Raw genomic sequence first — 15,718 nt, forward strand, 5'->3', positions numbered from 1 at the left:
ATGAGCGAATATTTATCAATTCAACATATTCAAAAACAGTTTGATGCGTTTACAGCGTTAAAAGATATTTCTTTTACAGTACAAAAAAATGAGTTTATTTGTTTGCTTGGGCCAAGTGGCTGTGGTAAAACGACGTTACTTCGTATTTTGGCCGGTTTAGAAGAGCCGACAGCAGGGAGTATAGCTGTTAATGGAAAAGATATTACAGCATTACCACCTGGAAAGCGAAATTTAGGGATGGTGTTTCAATCATATGCGTTATTTCCAAATTTAACAGCACTTGAAAATATTGAATATGGATTGAAAACGAAGCGGTATTCCAAAGCGGAAGTAAAAGAGAAAGCGATAGAAGCATTAGAGCTTGTTGATTTGTTGAATGTGAAAGATAAATATCCTGCTCAAATGTCTGGGGGACAACAGCAGCGAGTTGCACTTGCGCGTGCGCTCGCCCTGTCTCCTGATATTTTATTGCTTGATGAGCCACTTTCGGCACTTGATGCAAAAGTGCGTGAGAAATTACGTAGAGAGATGCGTGAGTTACAAGAAAAAGTAGGAGTTACAACAATTATGGTGACGCATGATCAAGAAGAGGCATTAACGATGGCTGATAAAATTGTTGTTATGAATCATGCGGAGATTATGCAGATTGGAACACCAGAGGAGATTTATCAAAAGCCAGCGAATCCGTTTGTTGCAGATTTTATTGGTTCTATTAATTTCTTTTCGGAAAATGACAGGAAACAAGCAATTCGTCCAGAGCATGTTGTAATTGTACAAAATGATGGGATTAAAACAGTTGTAGAAAATATGGAGTTTCGTGGCTCTGTATATCGAACGGAAGTACGTGTAGTAGACGAGAAGGCACATCTTTATAATGAGCGAATTGTTGTGGATGTATTAGCATCAGTGGCAGAGCAAAACTGTATTCGAAAAGGAAAACCACTTCAAATTTCATTTTCGGAAAATCATATGCTGTCATATGGAAAGAAGGTCATTGTATAGATGGAAATGTTAGAAAACTATAAAACAGAAGCTTCTAGAAAAACAATCAAGAGAAGTATTGGGAAAGAAGAGTGGATACAAAGGTTGTTAGTTGTCAGTATGCTTCTTGCATTTCTTGTCATGCTTGTATTGCCACTACTGCAACTGTTTACACAAGCTTTTTACGATAAAGACGGTGCTTTCGTTGGTATTGCAAACTTTAGCAAATATTTCACAACACCAACTCTTGTTCAATCGTTGCAGAATACTGTATGGGTTTCAGGACTTACGACCATTATCTCAGTTACATTAGCATTTGCGTATGCATATGCAATTGCGCGTACGAATGTTTTTGGTAAGCGCCTGTTCCAGTATATTGCCCTATTGCCATTATTTGCGCCAACGATGATGCATGGGATCGCACTTACATATTTATTTGGTAACCAAGGGTTAATAACAAAAGGGCTATTTGGCTTATTTGAAGGACTGCAAATTCCATTATACGGACCTGTTGGAATTACAATTGCTGAGGTTATTTATACCTTTCCGCAAGCATTTCTTATTTTGTTAATTGCTTTTCAAGGTTCAGATTATCGTCTATATGAGGCGTCAAATATGCTAGGGGCAGGAAAGGTAAAACAATTTTTCACCGTTACATTACCGGGTGTGAAATATGGACTAATTAGCGCAATGTTTGTCGTGTTTACACTTAGTTTTACTGATTTTGGGGCGCCAAAAATCGTAGGCGGTCAATATAATGTGCTTGCAACGGATGTTTACAAACAAGTAATCGGCCAACAAAACATGCCAATGGGTGCGACGGTCGGAATGATTTTGTTAATTCCAGCTATATTTGCATTTGTAGTAGACCGAATTACCCAAAGAAAACAAGCGAATTTTTTATCTTCAAAAGCAGTGCCATATCGAATTTCTACTAATAAAAAAAGAGATATAATTTCGTTCATATATTGCACTATCATTACACTTATGATCATTCTTTTATTTGTTGCAGTTGGTGTTGCAGCAAGTGTAAAAGTATGGCCATATAATATGACATTTACACTCGAACACTTCAACTTCTCAAGTTTAACGGGAGACGGAATTGAAGCTTTTAAAAATAGTGTCATTGTTTCAGCGGTTACAGCGGTTATTGGAGCAATTCTAACATTTGCGTTTGCATATGCGATTGAAAAAATTCAGCAGTTAGCATTCTTTAGAAAAGTGGGATATTTTTTCTCGATTGTACCGCTTGCTATTCCTGGATTAGTACTGGGACTAGGATATGTCTTTTTCTTTAGTCAACCGACCATTCAATTTTTGGGATGGGAAGTAACAAATCCGTTTCATCCTTTGTATGGTACGATTGCGGTTCTTGTGCTTGTGAATATCATTCACTTCTATTCTGTAACCTTTGTTACAGCAACAACTGCGCTAAAGAAACTAGATCGAGAGTTTGAGCTTGTTTCACAATCAATGGGAATCCCATTTTATAAAACATTCTTTCGGGTAACGGTACCAATGTGTTTACCAGCAATTTTAGAAATGGTGATGTACTATTTTGTGAATTCAATGGTAACTGTATCGGCGGTCGTTTTCTTATATGCAGCTGATTTTAAGTTGGCAGCTGTTTCAATTGTGAATATGGATGACGCCGGAAACGTTGCATCTGCAGCAGCAATGAGCGTGCTTATTGTTGTAACGAATATTGTAGTTAGAGCCCTATATGAAGGGGGAACGAAAGCGATCCGTAATCGAACATCATTATGGCAAAAAAGATAAGAAGGGTGATGGGTAGGATGAAAATTGAAGCGGTTATTTTTGATTGGGCTGGTACGACAGTTGATTATGGATGTTTTGCACCATTAGAAGTGTTTATGGAAATCTTTAATAAACGAGGTGTTGTCATCACAGCCGAAGAAGCACGTAAACCAATGGGATTACTAAAAATTGATCATGTTCGCGCATTAACAGAAATGCCTCGTATTAGAGAAGAATGGAAGCAAGTTTTTGGACAATTACCAACAGAGGCAGATATACAGGAAATGTATGAAGAGTTTGAAGAAATTCTTTTTTCTATCCTACCGCGATATGCAACGCCGATTCGCGGAGTGAAAGATGTGATTGCACATTTACGTAACCAAGGTATTAAAATTGGTTCCACAACAGGTTATACAAGCGAAATGATGGATATTGTTGCAAAAGAAGCAAAAGAGCAAGGATATGAACCAGATTTTCTTGTTACACCAGATGATGTTCCGGCTGGTCGACCATATCCATGGATGTGTTATAAAAATGCTATGCATCTAGGTGTATATCCGATGAATCATATGTTAAAGATTGGAGACACAGTTTCGGATATGAAAGAAGGAAAAAATGCGGGGATGTGGACTGTCGGTGTCATCCTTGGTAGTAGTGAGCTTGGCCTGACAGAAGAGGAAGTTGCAAAGATGGATCCAGTAGAACTCCAGGGGAAAATGGAAGTGGTCCGTAAGCGTTTTGTAGATAATGGGGCTCATTTTACGATTGAAACAATGCAAGAATTACCGAAAGTAATTGAAAATATCGAAAAAGAAGAACTTATTATTTCATAAAAGGGGTAGGAGTCATGAATAACAATCATTATTTACTATTAACGCCAGGTCCATTAACGACAACAAAAACTGTAAAAGAAGTTATGCTATACGATTGGTGCACATGGGACACTGAATATAACACAATGGTACAAGAAGTGCGAAGCCGCCTTGTAGCATTAGCGACAAAGGACGAAGAACGTTATACAACAGTTTTAATGCAAGGGAGCGGTACTTTTTCTGTTGAATCAGTTATCGGTTCGGTTATTCCGAAAGAGGGGAAACTTCTTGTTTGTACGAATGGTGCGTACGGAAAGCGCATTGTACAAATGGCAGAAATGTTACACATTGATGTTGTTGTGAGCCAAACAGAAGAATGGGAGCCCACAAATCTTGTAGAAGTAGAAGAACGATTGCAAAAAGATCCAGCAATTACACATGTTGCTGTCGTACATTGTGAAACAACGACAGGGATTATAAATCCAATTGCAGATGTATGTAATTTAGGGAAACAGTATGGAAAAGTTACAATTGTTGATGCAATGAGTAGCTTTGGGGGCATTGAAATGGATGTTTCAGATTTGCAAATTGATTTTATGATTAGTAGTGCAAATAAATGTATTCAAGGTGTTCCCGGGTTTGGATTTGTAGTTGCAAAGCGTGATGAATTAGAAAAATGTAAAGGACAAGCTCGTTCATTATCATTAGATCTTTATGATCAATGGGAAATGATGGAAGTGCAAAATGGAAAATGGCGTTTTACATCACCAACACATATTGTACGAGCTTTTTATCAAGCATTACTTGAACTAGAAGAAGAGGGCGGAGTTAAAGCTCGAAATGCTCGCTATCGTAATAACCAACAAGTATTAGTAAAGAGAATGAGAGAAGTTGGTTTGCAATCGTTAGTAGAGGAAGGATATCAATCTCCTATCATTACATCTTTTATTTATCCGGAAGAAAGTTTTGAATTTAATAGATTATATAATGAGCTCAAACAGCAAGGTTTTGTTATTTATCCAGGGAAAATTTCGAAAGTAGATACGTTCCGAATTGGCAATATTGGTGATGTGCATGAAGATGATATTCATCGGTTAGTAGATAGCATTGTAAAAGGAGCTGTTATAGGATGAAAGTATTTTGTTTAGGTGGAGCCGGTAAAATTTGTCGCGAAGCAATTTTAGACTTAGTTCAATTTTCATCTTTTAAAACGATTACGGTTGCTGATTTTAATGAAGAAGAAGGTCGGAAAGTAGTAGCATGGCTGAACGATCCACGTGTTGATTTTGTGAAGGTAGATGTTACAAATCATGCGGACACGGTAGCGAAGATGAGAGGCTATGATATTGTTATGGATGGCACAACGATTAAATTAAATGGGCTATCTACTCGTTGTATTGCTGAGGCTGGGTGCCATGGGGTGAATTTAAATGGATTTGGCGAGGAAAATGAGTCACATGATGTATTTGTTCAAAATGGAAAGACTTGTTTGCCGGGATTTGGTATGACGCCAGGTGTGACACAGATGATGGCGATGTATGCAGCGAATCAATTAGATACAGTGGAATCTGTACGTGTAAGTCATGGATCCTATCGTCCGATTGCTTTTTCAGCTTCGATTACGGAGACGACAACATACGAATATGATCCGAAATTACCGACGCGTACAGTATTTGAGGGTGGTGAATTTAAACAAGTACCTCCATTTGCACGTCCAAGGGAAATTGAATTACCTGCACCATATGGTAAAGCGGTTCAGTATATTATTCCTCACTCTGAAACAATTACGTTAGCTAAAGCGTTAAAAGATAAAGGAGTACAGCTTATTGAAACACGTGGAACTTGGCCGCAGCGAAATATGCAGCTTGTTCGTGCTTTGTACAATTACGGTATATTACGTAACGACACAATTGAAGTGAATGGTAAAGAGATTGGTATTATGGATTGTATTTCAAGCTATTTACTGCAATCAAAAGAAGGACGAGAAACAGCGGTTTATGGATATGCACTTCATGTTGAAGTAATTGGAGAAAAAGATGGTCAAAAAGTGCAGCATGTTTTATATCATACGCATCCTACTTCAGACGGATCTGTAGAAGGATGGGAAAACTTGCGAGCTTATACAAGAAATGTAGGAATTCCATTTGGAATTGCAACGGAGTTAATTGCAAAAGGTGAAGTGAAAGAAATGGGCGTTGTAACACCTGAAGAAGCTTTTCAAAATCCACAAATCATTTTTGATGAGTTAGAAAAACGAGGCATTCATATTCATGAAGAAGTTTGTATCGTTGAAGAAAACTATGATTTTGTATAAGTAAGTGAAATTCCCATATGGATCCCATCTCAATATCTTGAGATGGGATTAGGTTGCCTATATAAGCGAGATAAATGAGGTGAAGTGATGTCTGTTGTTGGAGAAGAAAGAAAGCGTAGTATTCTTGAAAAAGTAGAGTTTAAGGGGAAAGTGAAAGTTTCAGAGTTAGCAAGTGAGTTTTCAGTATCAACAGAAACCATTCGCAGATATTTAGAAGAGCTTGATCGGGAAAAGAAGTTGAAGAAAGTATATGGGGGAGCGGTTCAACTTCCGGGAGCAGGTATAGAGCCCCCTATGTTAGAAAGAGAAATGTTATATATTGAAGAAAAGAAAAGGATCGGCTATAAAGCAGCAACTTTTGTAGAAGATGGAGATGTCATTGTTATCGATGATGGAAGCACACCACTTCAAATGGTCCCTTATCTCGTACATCGGAAAAACTTAACTGTCGTGACGAGTTCATTTCCTGTTGCAACCCAATTGATTTCTTCTATAAATAAAAAAATGTTTGATGGTGAAGTATTGTTTATTGGAGGAAAGGTGTCTCCTAAGCACTGTCGTGTCTCAGGATCTATCTCACAGCAAGTCATTCGTCAGTTTCATTTTCATAAGGCATTTATTTCAATTGATGGATTGTTACCGAGTTTTGGGATTTCTAGTTTTGAATTGGAAAAAGCTAAGTTATCAGAAGCGATGATTCAGTTAGCGGAAAAAACATTTGTTTTATGCGATCATACAAAGATTGGGCTAAAAGGAAATTATCGAATTGCCGGTTTGTCTAATATTGAGCACGTTATTTGTGATAAAAAAATGCCGCATAGTTTTGAAGAATTCATTACAAAAAATAATATTCGCTGGACGATTAGTTAAATATAAACCGCTTCTTTTTAGTTGGCAGAGGGGATCTAACTAAAAAGAAGCGATCAGATCCTTTTCCAGACCCATGTCAAGTAAAAACAGAAAGAGAAAACGAGTGCGAGTTAGCTTTTCTTATTTGTGTGACCAACGTATATGTTGAAAAATTAAAATGAATTTATCCCGCATTAACGGACAGTAACATTCCCACCTTAAAATTCAGCGAAAGCAATGTCCAGCTCTAGCGGCTAGAATCTCCGGTCGTTTCGCCCCCCTCGGACGAGGCAAAAAGCGCCTCTCTGTCGGAAGCTCCAACGTCCTGCGATTCTGGGCGAGCCGCTTCCGCTTTTCTAAAGAAGTTAGGTGGAAGATGAACTGTCCGTAAAGACTCGATTGGTGAGGGCTAATAATCAGTGGGGGGATGGGGAAAACCCCCACTGATTAAAGTTTCACTTTATATAGAAATTATCAATTTGTTGTTTCCTATGTCGTGATGAGAGAAGTACAATCGGGGACTTCTATTGAAAATACGTTAAAAAGTTTTGTGTTGGTGCAAAAAGTGGACACATTTTTCGGTTTACTTCATATAATTTACCAATAGAAAAAAAGTTGCCTGGAGGAAAGAAGGGAAAGCAATGTCGGAACGCTTATATAATAAACTTATATTGTACGCGAATATATTACAAAAGGTCGGCATTATTAATGAAAGAGAAAAGAGTGAAATACTTCAAATGATGAACAAAAAGGCTCTGTAAAAGAGTCTTTTTGTCGTGTAACATTTGCCTAATTTTCAAGTGGATGCAGAAATCGTATTGACAAAAAGGGATTCTCATGTGATAATTCAATTAAATTTTTAGAATAATCAAAAAATACTTCTTTTACATAGAAATGGTGAAATCATTATAGTGATATTCTCATGGGGGTGACGAAATGTTATTTTTTTTAAAGAAATGGCAAGAGTTGAGAGATATAAAGATGGAATTAGCTCTTCGTGATTGGTTTTATGGTACAAAAATTAGTCTATCTATGCGGACATCGCAAGAACCATTAACATTTTTGGTAAATATTGAAGGGAGAGACAAAGGGTTATTTGCAGAAGAAGATTTTATTGTAGTAAATAGTATGTGTGAGCCTGTATTTGAAAATGATGAAAAACCTGCATCTGAGTCGTTTATGCATGCTGATATTTATAAAAAAGGAAACGCAGATTGTATTTTGCAAGTTCAAACTGTAGATAGTCATTTAATGTCAGAGTTATATGGAAAAGAAGGGAAAGTTACATTTGAAAAACGTACTGTAGAACGTGTTTTTGGAAATGAAGGTATTACAGAGATTACAATTCCAATTGTAGAAAATGAAAAGAAGTTTGCTGATTTATTAGAGAACCATGTTCCTAATTTTATAGAAGGTGGCGGAGCTGTACTTGTTCATAATTATGGAATGCTTGTATGGGGAAAAACGCCGGAAGAGACGAAAAAATGGTTAGAAGGGTTAGAGTATTTAATGAATTATCATGTGAAATTATTGATGATCAAAGGGACTAAGAGTTCTTCAGTTATATAAAGAGAATCATGCATTACGTGCAAACCAATAAATGAAAGCGTTTTAAAAAAGTGATTTCACTCATAAAATATGGATCTCCTTATTATATATAGATTACATGTCGTCATGTGAGGAGGAACGTATTTTGCGAGTTAAATATCATTTTCTGCCGAAACAACAGGTGACATTTTGTAAGGATAATGATTCGGGGGAACAGGCGTTAAAAATGATGAATGAGAAGGGATATAGAGCGATTCCTGTACTTGCAGAAGATGAGAAGAAATTTAAAGGAATCATTTATAAAGTAGATATTTTAGAACGGAAATGTAATGAAGGATTAGACGATATATATGTAAAAGATATTGTGGAAAATAAATCTGCATTTATTTTTGAAAAGGATTCATTTTTTCGAGCTTTTTATGTAATTAGACGTCTTCCATTTTTAGCTGTACTGAATGAGTATAATGAATTTGTTGGGATTTTAACACATTCTAACATATTTGATGTCATTGAAGATTCGTTTGGGATGCAAACAGGTGGCTATATAATAACGATTGCAACGCAAGATTGTAAGGGAACAATTAAGGAGTTAGGAACGCTGCTTAAGTCTTATCATATTGGGGGATTATTTACACTAGACAATGGTGATCGATATATGCGTCGTGTTATTGTAAATCTTACAGATGACTTAGATGAAAAAGCATTAGAAACCTTAATTGCAAAAATAGAGAAAAAAGGGTTTCGCGTTAGCCATGTAGATCATATATAAAGATAGTATAGAAATAGAGAACAGCATATAGCTGTTCTCTATTTTTGTTTGGAAACAGGTGGTGGCGAGAGGGCGAGATCGGATAAGAAAATAAAGTCTGCATGTTCACGTACTTTAGGAATGGTGGACTCAATAACACGAGAAGTAATTTCCCCAGGAGGACCGACATGACCAATTGCAACTACGACAGGTTTTTCTTTAATTCTTTGCAAGAGTATCTGTGCTTGTTTTGTAATATGAGATGATGTATAAACATCGTCAAAGAATAATTGATTTTCTACAATAGGAACTCCTAATTCTTTTCCGAGTTTCGGTACTACGCTATTAGGATTTGTTTTACTGTCTAAATAAAATAGTCCATGTTTTTTACATACTGATAGTATGATGCGCATAATTCTTTCATCAGCTGTTACTTTAGAACCCATATGATTGTTCATTCCAATTGCATGTGGGACTTCTTGGATCGCTTGTTCAATTCGATTTTCAATTTCATGATCACTTAAATCAGTCGTAATGGCTTTAGGGCCAAGCCATTCTTTCTTTCCTTTAATAGGCTCCATTGGCATATGAATAATGACTTCATGGCCTTTTTCATGCGCAGCTATAGCGTCTTGTTTTGTCGATGGAAGAAAGGGCATAACGGCTACAGTAAGTGGAATGGGAAGGGATAACATCCTTTCTGTTCCCTTCATATTATTTCCAAAGTCATCGATTACAATGGTGACCTTATTTGTATGAGCATATGTTTGAAGAGGGAAAATGCCAATAGATAATGCAATGAAAAAAATAACGATATGTTTCCGCATATAAGAAGTTCCTTTCTAATTGAGTGATTTGTTGTAAGGATAGCCCATCAAGTTTAGCCGGCTATTCGGAGGTAGTAAGACTCCTACTGATGGAAGTTTCACTTTATAAATCGTGAAATAAATTTGATATGTAACCCGCACAAACTGGTAGTAAAAGTCCAATTTGTGAAGGAAGTTTGTCTGTATGGAAAAGTTATTTTTTCAATGAAATACGATAGACTACTTTATTTGTGAAGATGGAAATGCAAATCTGTAATTATGATTTGCGTTTTTCACATAAATTAAACGAGAAAAATGTCGAAGTAATGTGAATAAAAAATTTTAAAAGTGGAGTTTATTTGTCTTTTACAAAAAATAACATAAAAAAAATGTCTATTATTGCGAATGTATTTACAAAGATAGAATAATTTGTAATAATTCTCAAAGTGAGGATAAAGATTTGTAAATTACAGGGGGAAAATGTTAAAAATTCTGAGTATTCCAATTCAAGTGAAGTATACATGTACAGTTTGAATGTATAGGGTGAAAATGAAGTAAAGAGTATGGAAGAATAATGAGGGGGATATGGATGTTTACAGCAAAACGGAGGTACAACACAATGGAAAAGCTTTCGCGTGATATTCATATGAAACGTGAAGAAATGATTCATTTAGGTTTAACAAATGGATTAAACAGTACAGAAACAATTCAAGTGAGTCAAGAGTTGGACAAGCTTATTTTACAGTATCAACGCTATAAAGAACAGCAAACACCAAGATGGTTAACATTTATGAAAGTACCTTTTTTTCAAATAGAATATGAAGGGAAATCAAGTGCTTTCTGGAAAATGTTTGTGACTGCTTTTATGAAATAAACATAATTACCCTTCGTAGAGAAGGATAATTATGCGGGATCTAATGGAAGTTTTATATGGACAGTGGTTCCTTTATTCTCTTTACTATCAATCACAATTTGTCCATCATACATTTCTATAATTCGTTTGCATATGACAAGGCCAAGACCTGTTCCGGTATCTTTATTGGTAAAGAACGGATGAAAGAGGTGTTTTTGAATATGCTTTGGAATACCTTTTCCTGTGTCAACAATGTGTAATTGCGCATGTTCTTTGTTGCTGGTTACCTGAATTGTTAATATATCACCAGATGACATAGCTTCAATTGCGTTTTTTGTAATATTTAAAACCACTTGTTTCATATGATCTTTTGAACAACGGATATGAACAGGATGGTCTGGTAACTGCAAGGTAAATATAATATTATACAAATGTGCTTCCGATTGAATAATTAATGCTACCTCTTTAATAATATCTCTTACATCATACCTTTTCTCAATAATCGCTGTTGGTTTGCCGAGAATAAGAAATTCGCTAACAATTTCATTAATACGTTCTATTTCTTGTTCAATAACAGAAAAATAAAATTGGTCTTGCTCTTGTGTGTGCTTTTCTTTTAAGAGTGTTACGAGACCTTTAATTCCGGTAAGTGGATTCCGGATTTCATGAGCTGTGCTAGCTGCAAAAGTACCAACTAATTCAATTTTTTGTATTTCATTTTGTTGTCTCTCCAATTTCGTTTGTCGTTTCAGTAAAATATATTGAACAAGTAAAAATAAAATTGTCAATAAAAATAAAGTAACGAGACATTCTACCACAACCGTTTGGTATAAAGTTGTTTTATGAATAGGTAATGGAGAAACAGAAACTTTCCAGTTTAATTTTTGTAATGGAGTAGAAATTTTGTTTGTATGTTGCCTGATCGATTCTTTATTATCATCCATTAAAAAAACTACATCATGCTGATCTGTTACTTCAAAGTGATATTGGGGTTTAATAGCATTCAGAGCAGATGATATATAATCAAATCGTAAACTGGCCAACAATAAGCCAGAAATTTGTTTGTTTTTTGTAAAAATGGGTGTGGCAATCATGATAGCTTGGTGTCCGAGAACTCGATCTATAATGACAGATGATACAGTTGTTTTTTTTGATTTAAAGGCTTCTATTATATAGTTTCGATCTGCAACATGAATTGGCGATGTTAAGCCTTGTGATGTTACAGTGATTAAGCCATTTTTATTTGTATAATATAAACCGGAAAAATGCTCACTTTTTTCATCGGTATCGTGTAATATTTGTTGAATTCCGTTTGTATTTTCTGTTTCTGTATTTACGATCATAGCAAGCATTTCTAAAGCGGAAATAGCTTCGCCGATATGATGATCTAAATAGTCTCTATATAAAAATAAAACAGTATGAGCAGCTTGTTTGTTTTCCTGTTGCATTTGGTAGGTATGATAGGAATAGAAAATTGCACCGATTCCTATCATTGGTAATATAACAAGCAATATATATATAGTTACGCTCCGTAATTTCCCGTTCAAGGTTGCTACTCCTTCTTTTTTTATTATCATTATATATAAACTGTGTTAAAATTGTCATGCTTTTATTTAATATGTAATTGTTAGTATATTTTTAATATGAGGAAAGAGTAAAACTGAGAAGTGATTGAGCAATCACTCGGAGACACAGATGAACCATTGGCAGTTATGAATAACCTTTTTATTCAGTAGGTTGTCTTGAATCTTTGTGAATTTAAGTGAAGGGTTGAAATCTTATGAAATTGAATGATGAGCGAGAAGGTATTTCTCAATCTTTAAAAGTTTTTATTGCACTATCGCGTGTGCACCGCTTTGTTATGGATACTACAAATAAATCAATACAAAGTAACGGGCTGAATCCAACTGAGTTTGCTGTGTTAGAATTGCTATATCATAAAGGTAGTCAGCCGCTTCAACAAATTGGAGAGCGTATTTTAATTGCAAGTGGAAGTATTACGTATGTTGTTGATAAGTTAGAAAAAAAAGGGCTTGTAAAACGAATTCCATGTCCAAATGATCGTCGTGTTATATATGCACAGTTAACAGGAGAAGGAGAGACCTTCATCGCTTCTATTTTTCCAAATCATGAAAAAATTATACATGATTCCTTTGAAATGTTAACAAAAGATGAGAAAAATGAATTGTTATCTTTACTTAAAAAAGTCGGAAAGTATGAAAAATGATATATACATAAATAGAAATTGAAAAAACTTTCTTTTTTGATGGGAGAGAGCGTCCGGCCATGCGTAGTAGGAAATTATGTGCTAAAAAATCAAAATGAATTTATATAACATGTGTAAAAAGCTTTCGATGTAAAATAACCAAAGGCTTTTTTGTTTATCCTGCTATTTGCGGAAGTGGCACCCTTACTCCAAAATTCATTAAAAGAAGGAATATAGGTAAAGGAATGTTACAGCTTCTGACGAATTTTGCTGAAGAATAAAAGGAAATTCAGAAAAGGAAATGGAATTATAGTAATGGTACATATAATTGAGAGGAGGCACATTCATGTCATTTCAGAACTATGAATATAAACGTCCGAATACAGAGGAGTTACAAGGAAAATTTACTGCAGCTTTAGAACAATTTGAGAATGCGAAGACGATAGAAGAGCAAAAGCAAGTCATTGGTGTAATTAATGAAATTCGCAATGATTTTGGCACGATGGGAAATATTTGTTACATTCGCCATTCTGTTGATACAACAGATGTATTTTACAAGGAAGAACAAGATTTCTTTGATGAATATTCTCCTATTGTACAAGGCTATACAACGAAATATTATAAAGCATTGATGAATTCTCCATTTCGTGAGGAGCTAGAAGCTTATTATGGGAAACAGTTATTTGCTTTAGCGGAATGTGATTTAAAAACATATTCAGATGAAATTGTAAAAGATTTGCAATTGGAAAATAAATTATCTTCCCAATATACACAACTTTTAGCGGCTGCCAAAATTGACTTTGAAGGTGAAGAAAGAACATTATCACAGCTTGGACCTTTTATGCAACATAAGGATAGAGATATGCGAAAAAGAGCAAGTGAAGCTTATTACGGATTTTTAGCAGAGCATGAAGAAGAGTTAGACCGTATTTACGATGAACTTGTAAAAGTAAGAACGAAAATTGCTACAACACTTGGTTTTCAAAACTTTGTTGAACTTGGATATGCAAGAATGTACCGCACAGATTATAATGCGGAAATGGTGGCAAATTATCGTAAACAAGTATTAGATTACATTGTTCCAGTTGCAACAGAATTACGAAATAGACAAAAGGCGCGCATCGGTGTAGAAAAATTAGCTTACTATGATGAGAGCTTTGAATATGCAACAGGTAATCCGACTCCAAAAGGAGATGCAGAGTGGATTATTAATCATGGAAAGACGATGTATAAAGAATTATCAAAAGAAACAGATGAGTTCTTTAACTTTATGCTAGATAATGAATTATTAGATCTAGTTGCGAAAAAAGGAAAAGCTGGCGGCGGTTATTGTACATACATTGAAAATTATAAGGCTCCGTTTATTTTCTCGAACTTTAATGGAACATCGGGTGATATTGATGTGTTGACGCACGAAGCAGGTCATGCATTTCAAGTATATGAAAGCCGCAAGTTTGAAATTCCAGAGTATAATTGGCCAACGTATGAAGCCTGTGAAATTCATTCCATGAGTATGGAATTTTTCACATGGCCATGGATGAAATTATTCTTTGAGGAAGATGCGGATAAATATTATTTCTCTCATTTAAGTTCAGCACTTCTATTTTTGCCGTACGGTGTATCTGTTGATGAGTATCAACACTATGTATATGAAAATCCAGAGGCATCTCCAGACGAACGGAAAGCAGCATGGCGTAATATTGAAAGAAAGTACTTGCCGCACCGAGATTATGAAGACAATGATTATTTAGAACGTGGTGCTTTCTGGCAACGTCAAGGCCATATTTACAGCTCTCCTTTCTATTATATTGATTATACATTGGCGCAAATTTGTGCACTGCAATTTTGGAAGCGAGCAAGAGACAATAGACAAGAAGCTTGGGAAGACTATGTGAATCTTTGTCAGCAAGGAGGAAGCAAATCTTTCCTAGATTTAGTAGAGGTAGCAAATTTAACATCACCGTTTGCTAATGGTTGTGTGCAAGGTGTAATCAATGAGATTCAAGCATGGTTACGTGCAGTGGATGACACAAAATTGTAAAAATCAACCTTGTTTTTTTCACATTTTACAATCGACACATTTGCAAAATAATGAGATAATATAAGAAAATTCAGATTTATTTAAAGGGTGTTTCTAAATTAGAAGCGCCTTTTTTTACCAAAAAAGAGGGGGGAGAATTATGCTTCAATCTAATATGAATGTTAGTTTGGAAACTTTGCTGCAATCGTTACAATCTACAAGAAATACATTATTATCAGAAATTGAGATGTTAAATGATACGGAAGTAAATGTAAAACCGCGCCGTGATAAATGGAGTATCATTCAAATTTTGCATCACCTACACCTAGTTGAACAATCTGTTACATCAGCTCTTGTGTATGCTTTGCAGAAAAAAGAAAGAAAAGTAGTCCCGCTCAAAGATCTCCAACTTACTCTTGATCGAACATACAAACGAGAAGCTCCTCAACAAATGCAACCAACAGAAACATTAATGAAAAAACAACAAGGAATTCAATTACTCGAACATTCACGAGCAGAATTATTGCATACGCTGCATAGTATTATAGATGAAAGTGAATTATTTGAAAATTCATTAAAACATCCTGTGTTTCATGAACTTAATTTATATCAATGGGTTCAATTCCTTGATTTACATGAACAGCGCCACCTTACACAGTTAAAAGAAGCAAAATATGCGATTTTGCAAAGATAAAGAAAAATTCTCATTTCTATGGGAACTATATGTAATAAATAGAAGAAGCGAATTAGTAGTTATCTCGCTTCTTTTATTTTATCCAGCTATTCGTGGGAAGTAAGCCCTACTTTAATATTCAGAGAAAAC

The 15,718-nt window shown here is 35.3% G+C and carries 14 protein-coding genes; 12 read left to right on the plus strand and 2 right to left on the minus strand.

The window, feature by feature from the left end:
• The 8 genes from KFD70_RS12455 to cbpA all read left to right on the plus strand — a co-directional run bounded on the left by KFD70_RS12455 (position 1) and on the right by cbpA (position 9,031).
• On the plus strand, positions 1 to 1,002 hold the full coding sequence (locus KFD70_RS12455; protein WP_336452754.1) for a putative 2-aminoethylphosphonate ABC transporter ATP-binding protein: 1,002 nt from the start codon (positions 1 to 3) through the stop codon (positions 1,000 to 1,002).
• Positions 1,003 to 2,760, plus strand: a complete 1,758-nt coding sequence (locus tag KFD70_RS12460; RefSeq protein ID WP_336452753.1) for a putative 2-aminoethylphosphonate ABC transporter permease subunit — start codon at positions 1,003 to 1,005, stop codon at positions 2,758 to 2,760. It abuts the gene before it with no gap.
• Between the two features lie 17 nt (positions 2,761 to 2,777).
• The gene (gene phnX / locus KFD70_RS12465) at positions 2,778 to 3,572 is read left to right on the plus strand and encodes a phosphonoacetaldehyde hydrolase (RefSeq protein ID WP_336452752.1); all 795 of its coding nucleotides are present in this window, start codon (positions 2,778 to 2,780) and stop codon (positions 3,570 to 3,572) included.
• A 14-nt stretch (positions 3,573 to 3,586) separates the two neighbouring features.
• On the plus strand, positions 3,587 to 4,684 hold the full coding sequence (phnW, locus tag KFD70_RS12470; protein WP_336452751.1) for a 2-aminoethylphosphonate--pyruvate transaminase: 1,098 nt from the start codon (positions 3,587 to 3,589) through the stop codon (positions 4,682 to 4,684).
• The gene (locus KFD70_RS12475) at positions 4,681 to 5,865 is read left to right on the plus strand and encodes a saccharopine dehydrogenase family protein (RefSeq protein ID WP_336452750.1); all 1,185 of its coding nucleotides are present in this window, start codon (positions 4,681 to 4,683) and stop codon (positions 5,863 to 5,865) included. The genes phnW and KFD70_RS12475 overlap by 4 nt, the downstream gene beginning before the upstream one ends.
• An 87-nt stretch (positions 5,866 to 5,952) precedes the next feature.
• On the plus strand, positions 5,953 to 6,735 hold the full coding sequence (locus KFD70_RS12480; protein ID WP_336452749.1) for a DeoR/GlpR family DNA-binding transcription regulator: 783 nt from the start codon (positions 5,953 to 5,955) through the stop codon (positions 6,733 to 6,735).
• A gap of 915 nt (positions 6,736 to 7,650) precedes the next feature.
• Positions 7,651 to 8,283 carry a class II aldolase/adducin family protein gene (locus KFD70_RS12485; protein WP_336452748.1) on the plus strand — a complete coding sequence of 211 codons (633 nt, stop codon included), beginning with the start codon at positions 7,651 to 7,653 and terminating at the stop codon, positions 8,281 to 8,283.
• 124 nt (positions 8,284 to 8,407) lie between these two features.
• Positions 8,408 to 9,031: a cyclic di-AMP binding protein CbpA gene (gene cbpA, locus KFD70_RS12490; RefSeq protein ID WP_336452747.1), complete on the plus strand. Its 624-nt coding sequence runs from the start codon at positions 8,408 to 8,410 to the stop codon at positions 9,029 to 9,031.
• Between the two features lie 38 nt (positions 9,032 to 9,069).
• Here the strand turns inward: cbpA and KFD70_RS12495 are convergent, their stop codons facing one another.
• On the minus strand, positions 9,070 to 9,837 hold the full coding sequence (locus KFD70_RS12495; protein ID WP_336452746.1) for a divergent polysaccharide deacetylase family protein: 768 nt from the start codon (positions 9,835 to 9,837) through the stop codon (positions 9,070 to 9,072).
• 568 nt (positions 9,838 to 10,405) lie between these two features.
• Here KFD70_RS12495 and KFD70_RS12500 point away from each other — a divergent pair.
• Complete coding sequence (locus KFD70_RS12500) at positions 10,406 to 10,690, plus strand: Spo0E family sporulation regulatory protein-aspartic acid phosphatase (RefSeq protein WP_336452745.1); 285 nt, start codon at positions 10,406 to 10,408, stop codon at positions 10,688 to 10,690.
• Between the two features lie 29 nt (positions 10,691 to 10,719).
• Here KFD70_RS12500 and KFD70_RS12505 read toward each other — a convergent pair whose 3' ends face one another.
• Positions 10,720 to 12,246: a DUF3149 domain-containing protein gene (locus KFD70_RS12505; protein ID WP_420792359.1), complete on the minus strand. Its 1,527-nt coding sequence runs from the start codon at positions 12,244 to 12,246 to the stop codon at positions 10,720 to 10,722.
• Between the two features lie 203 nt (positions 12,247 to 12,449).
• Between KFD70_RS12505 and KFD70_RS12510 the strand changes: the two genes are divergently transcribed.
• The 3 genes from KFD70_RS12510 to KFD70_RS12520 all read left to right on the plus strand — a co-directional run bounded on the left by KFD70_RS12510 (position 12,450) and on the right by KFD70_RS12520 (position 15,589).
• Positions 12,450 to 12,896, plus strand: a complete 447-nt coding sequence (locus tag KFD70_RS12510; protein ID WP_336452743.1) for a MarR family winged helix-turn-helix transcriptional regulator — start codon at positions 12,450 to 12,452, stop codon at positions 12,894 to 12,896.
• A 325-nt stretch (positions 12,897 to 13,221) separates the two neighbouring features.
• On the plus strand, positions 13,222 to 14,916 hold the full coding sequence (locus tag KFD70_RS12515; RefSeq protein WP_336452742.1) for a M3 family oligoendopeptidase: 1,695 nt from the start codon (positions 13,222 to 13,224) through the stop codon (positions 14,914 to 14,916).
• 139 nt (positions 14,917 to 15,055) lie between these two features.
• On the plus strand, positions 15,056 to 15,589 hold the full coding sequence (locus tag KFD70_RS12520) for a DinB family protein (protein WP_336452741.1): 534 nt from the start codon (positions 15,056 to 15,058) through the stop codon (positions 15,587 to 15,589).
• Positions 15,590 to 15,718: the final 129 nt, after the last annotated feature.

The organism is Bacillus pfraonensis, assembly GCF_050768835.1.
Lineage (GTDB): Bacteria > Bacillota > Bacilli > Bacillales > Bacillaceae_G > Bacillus_A > Bacillus_A pfraonensis.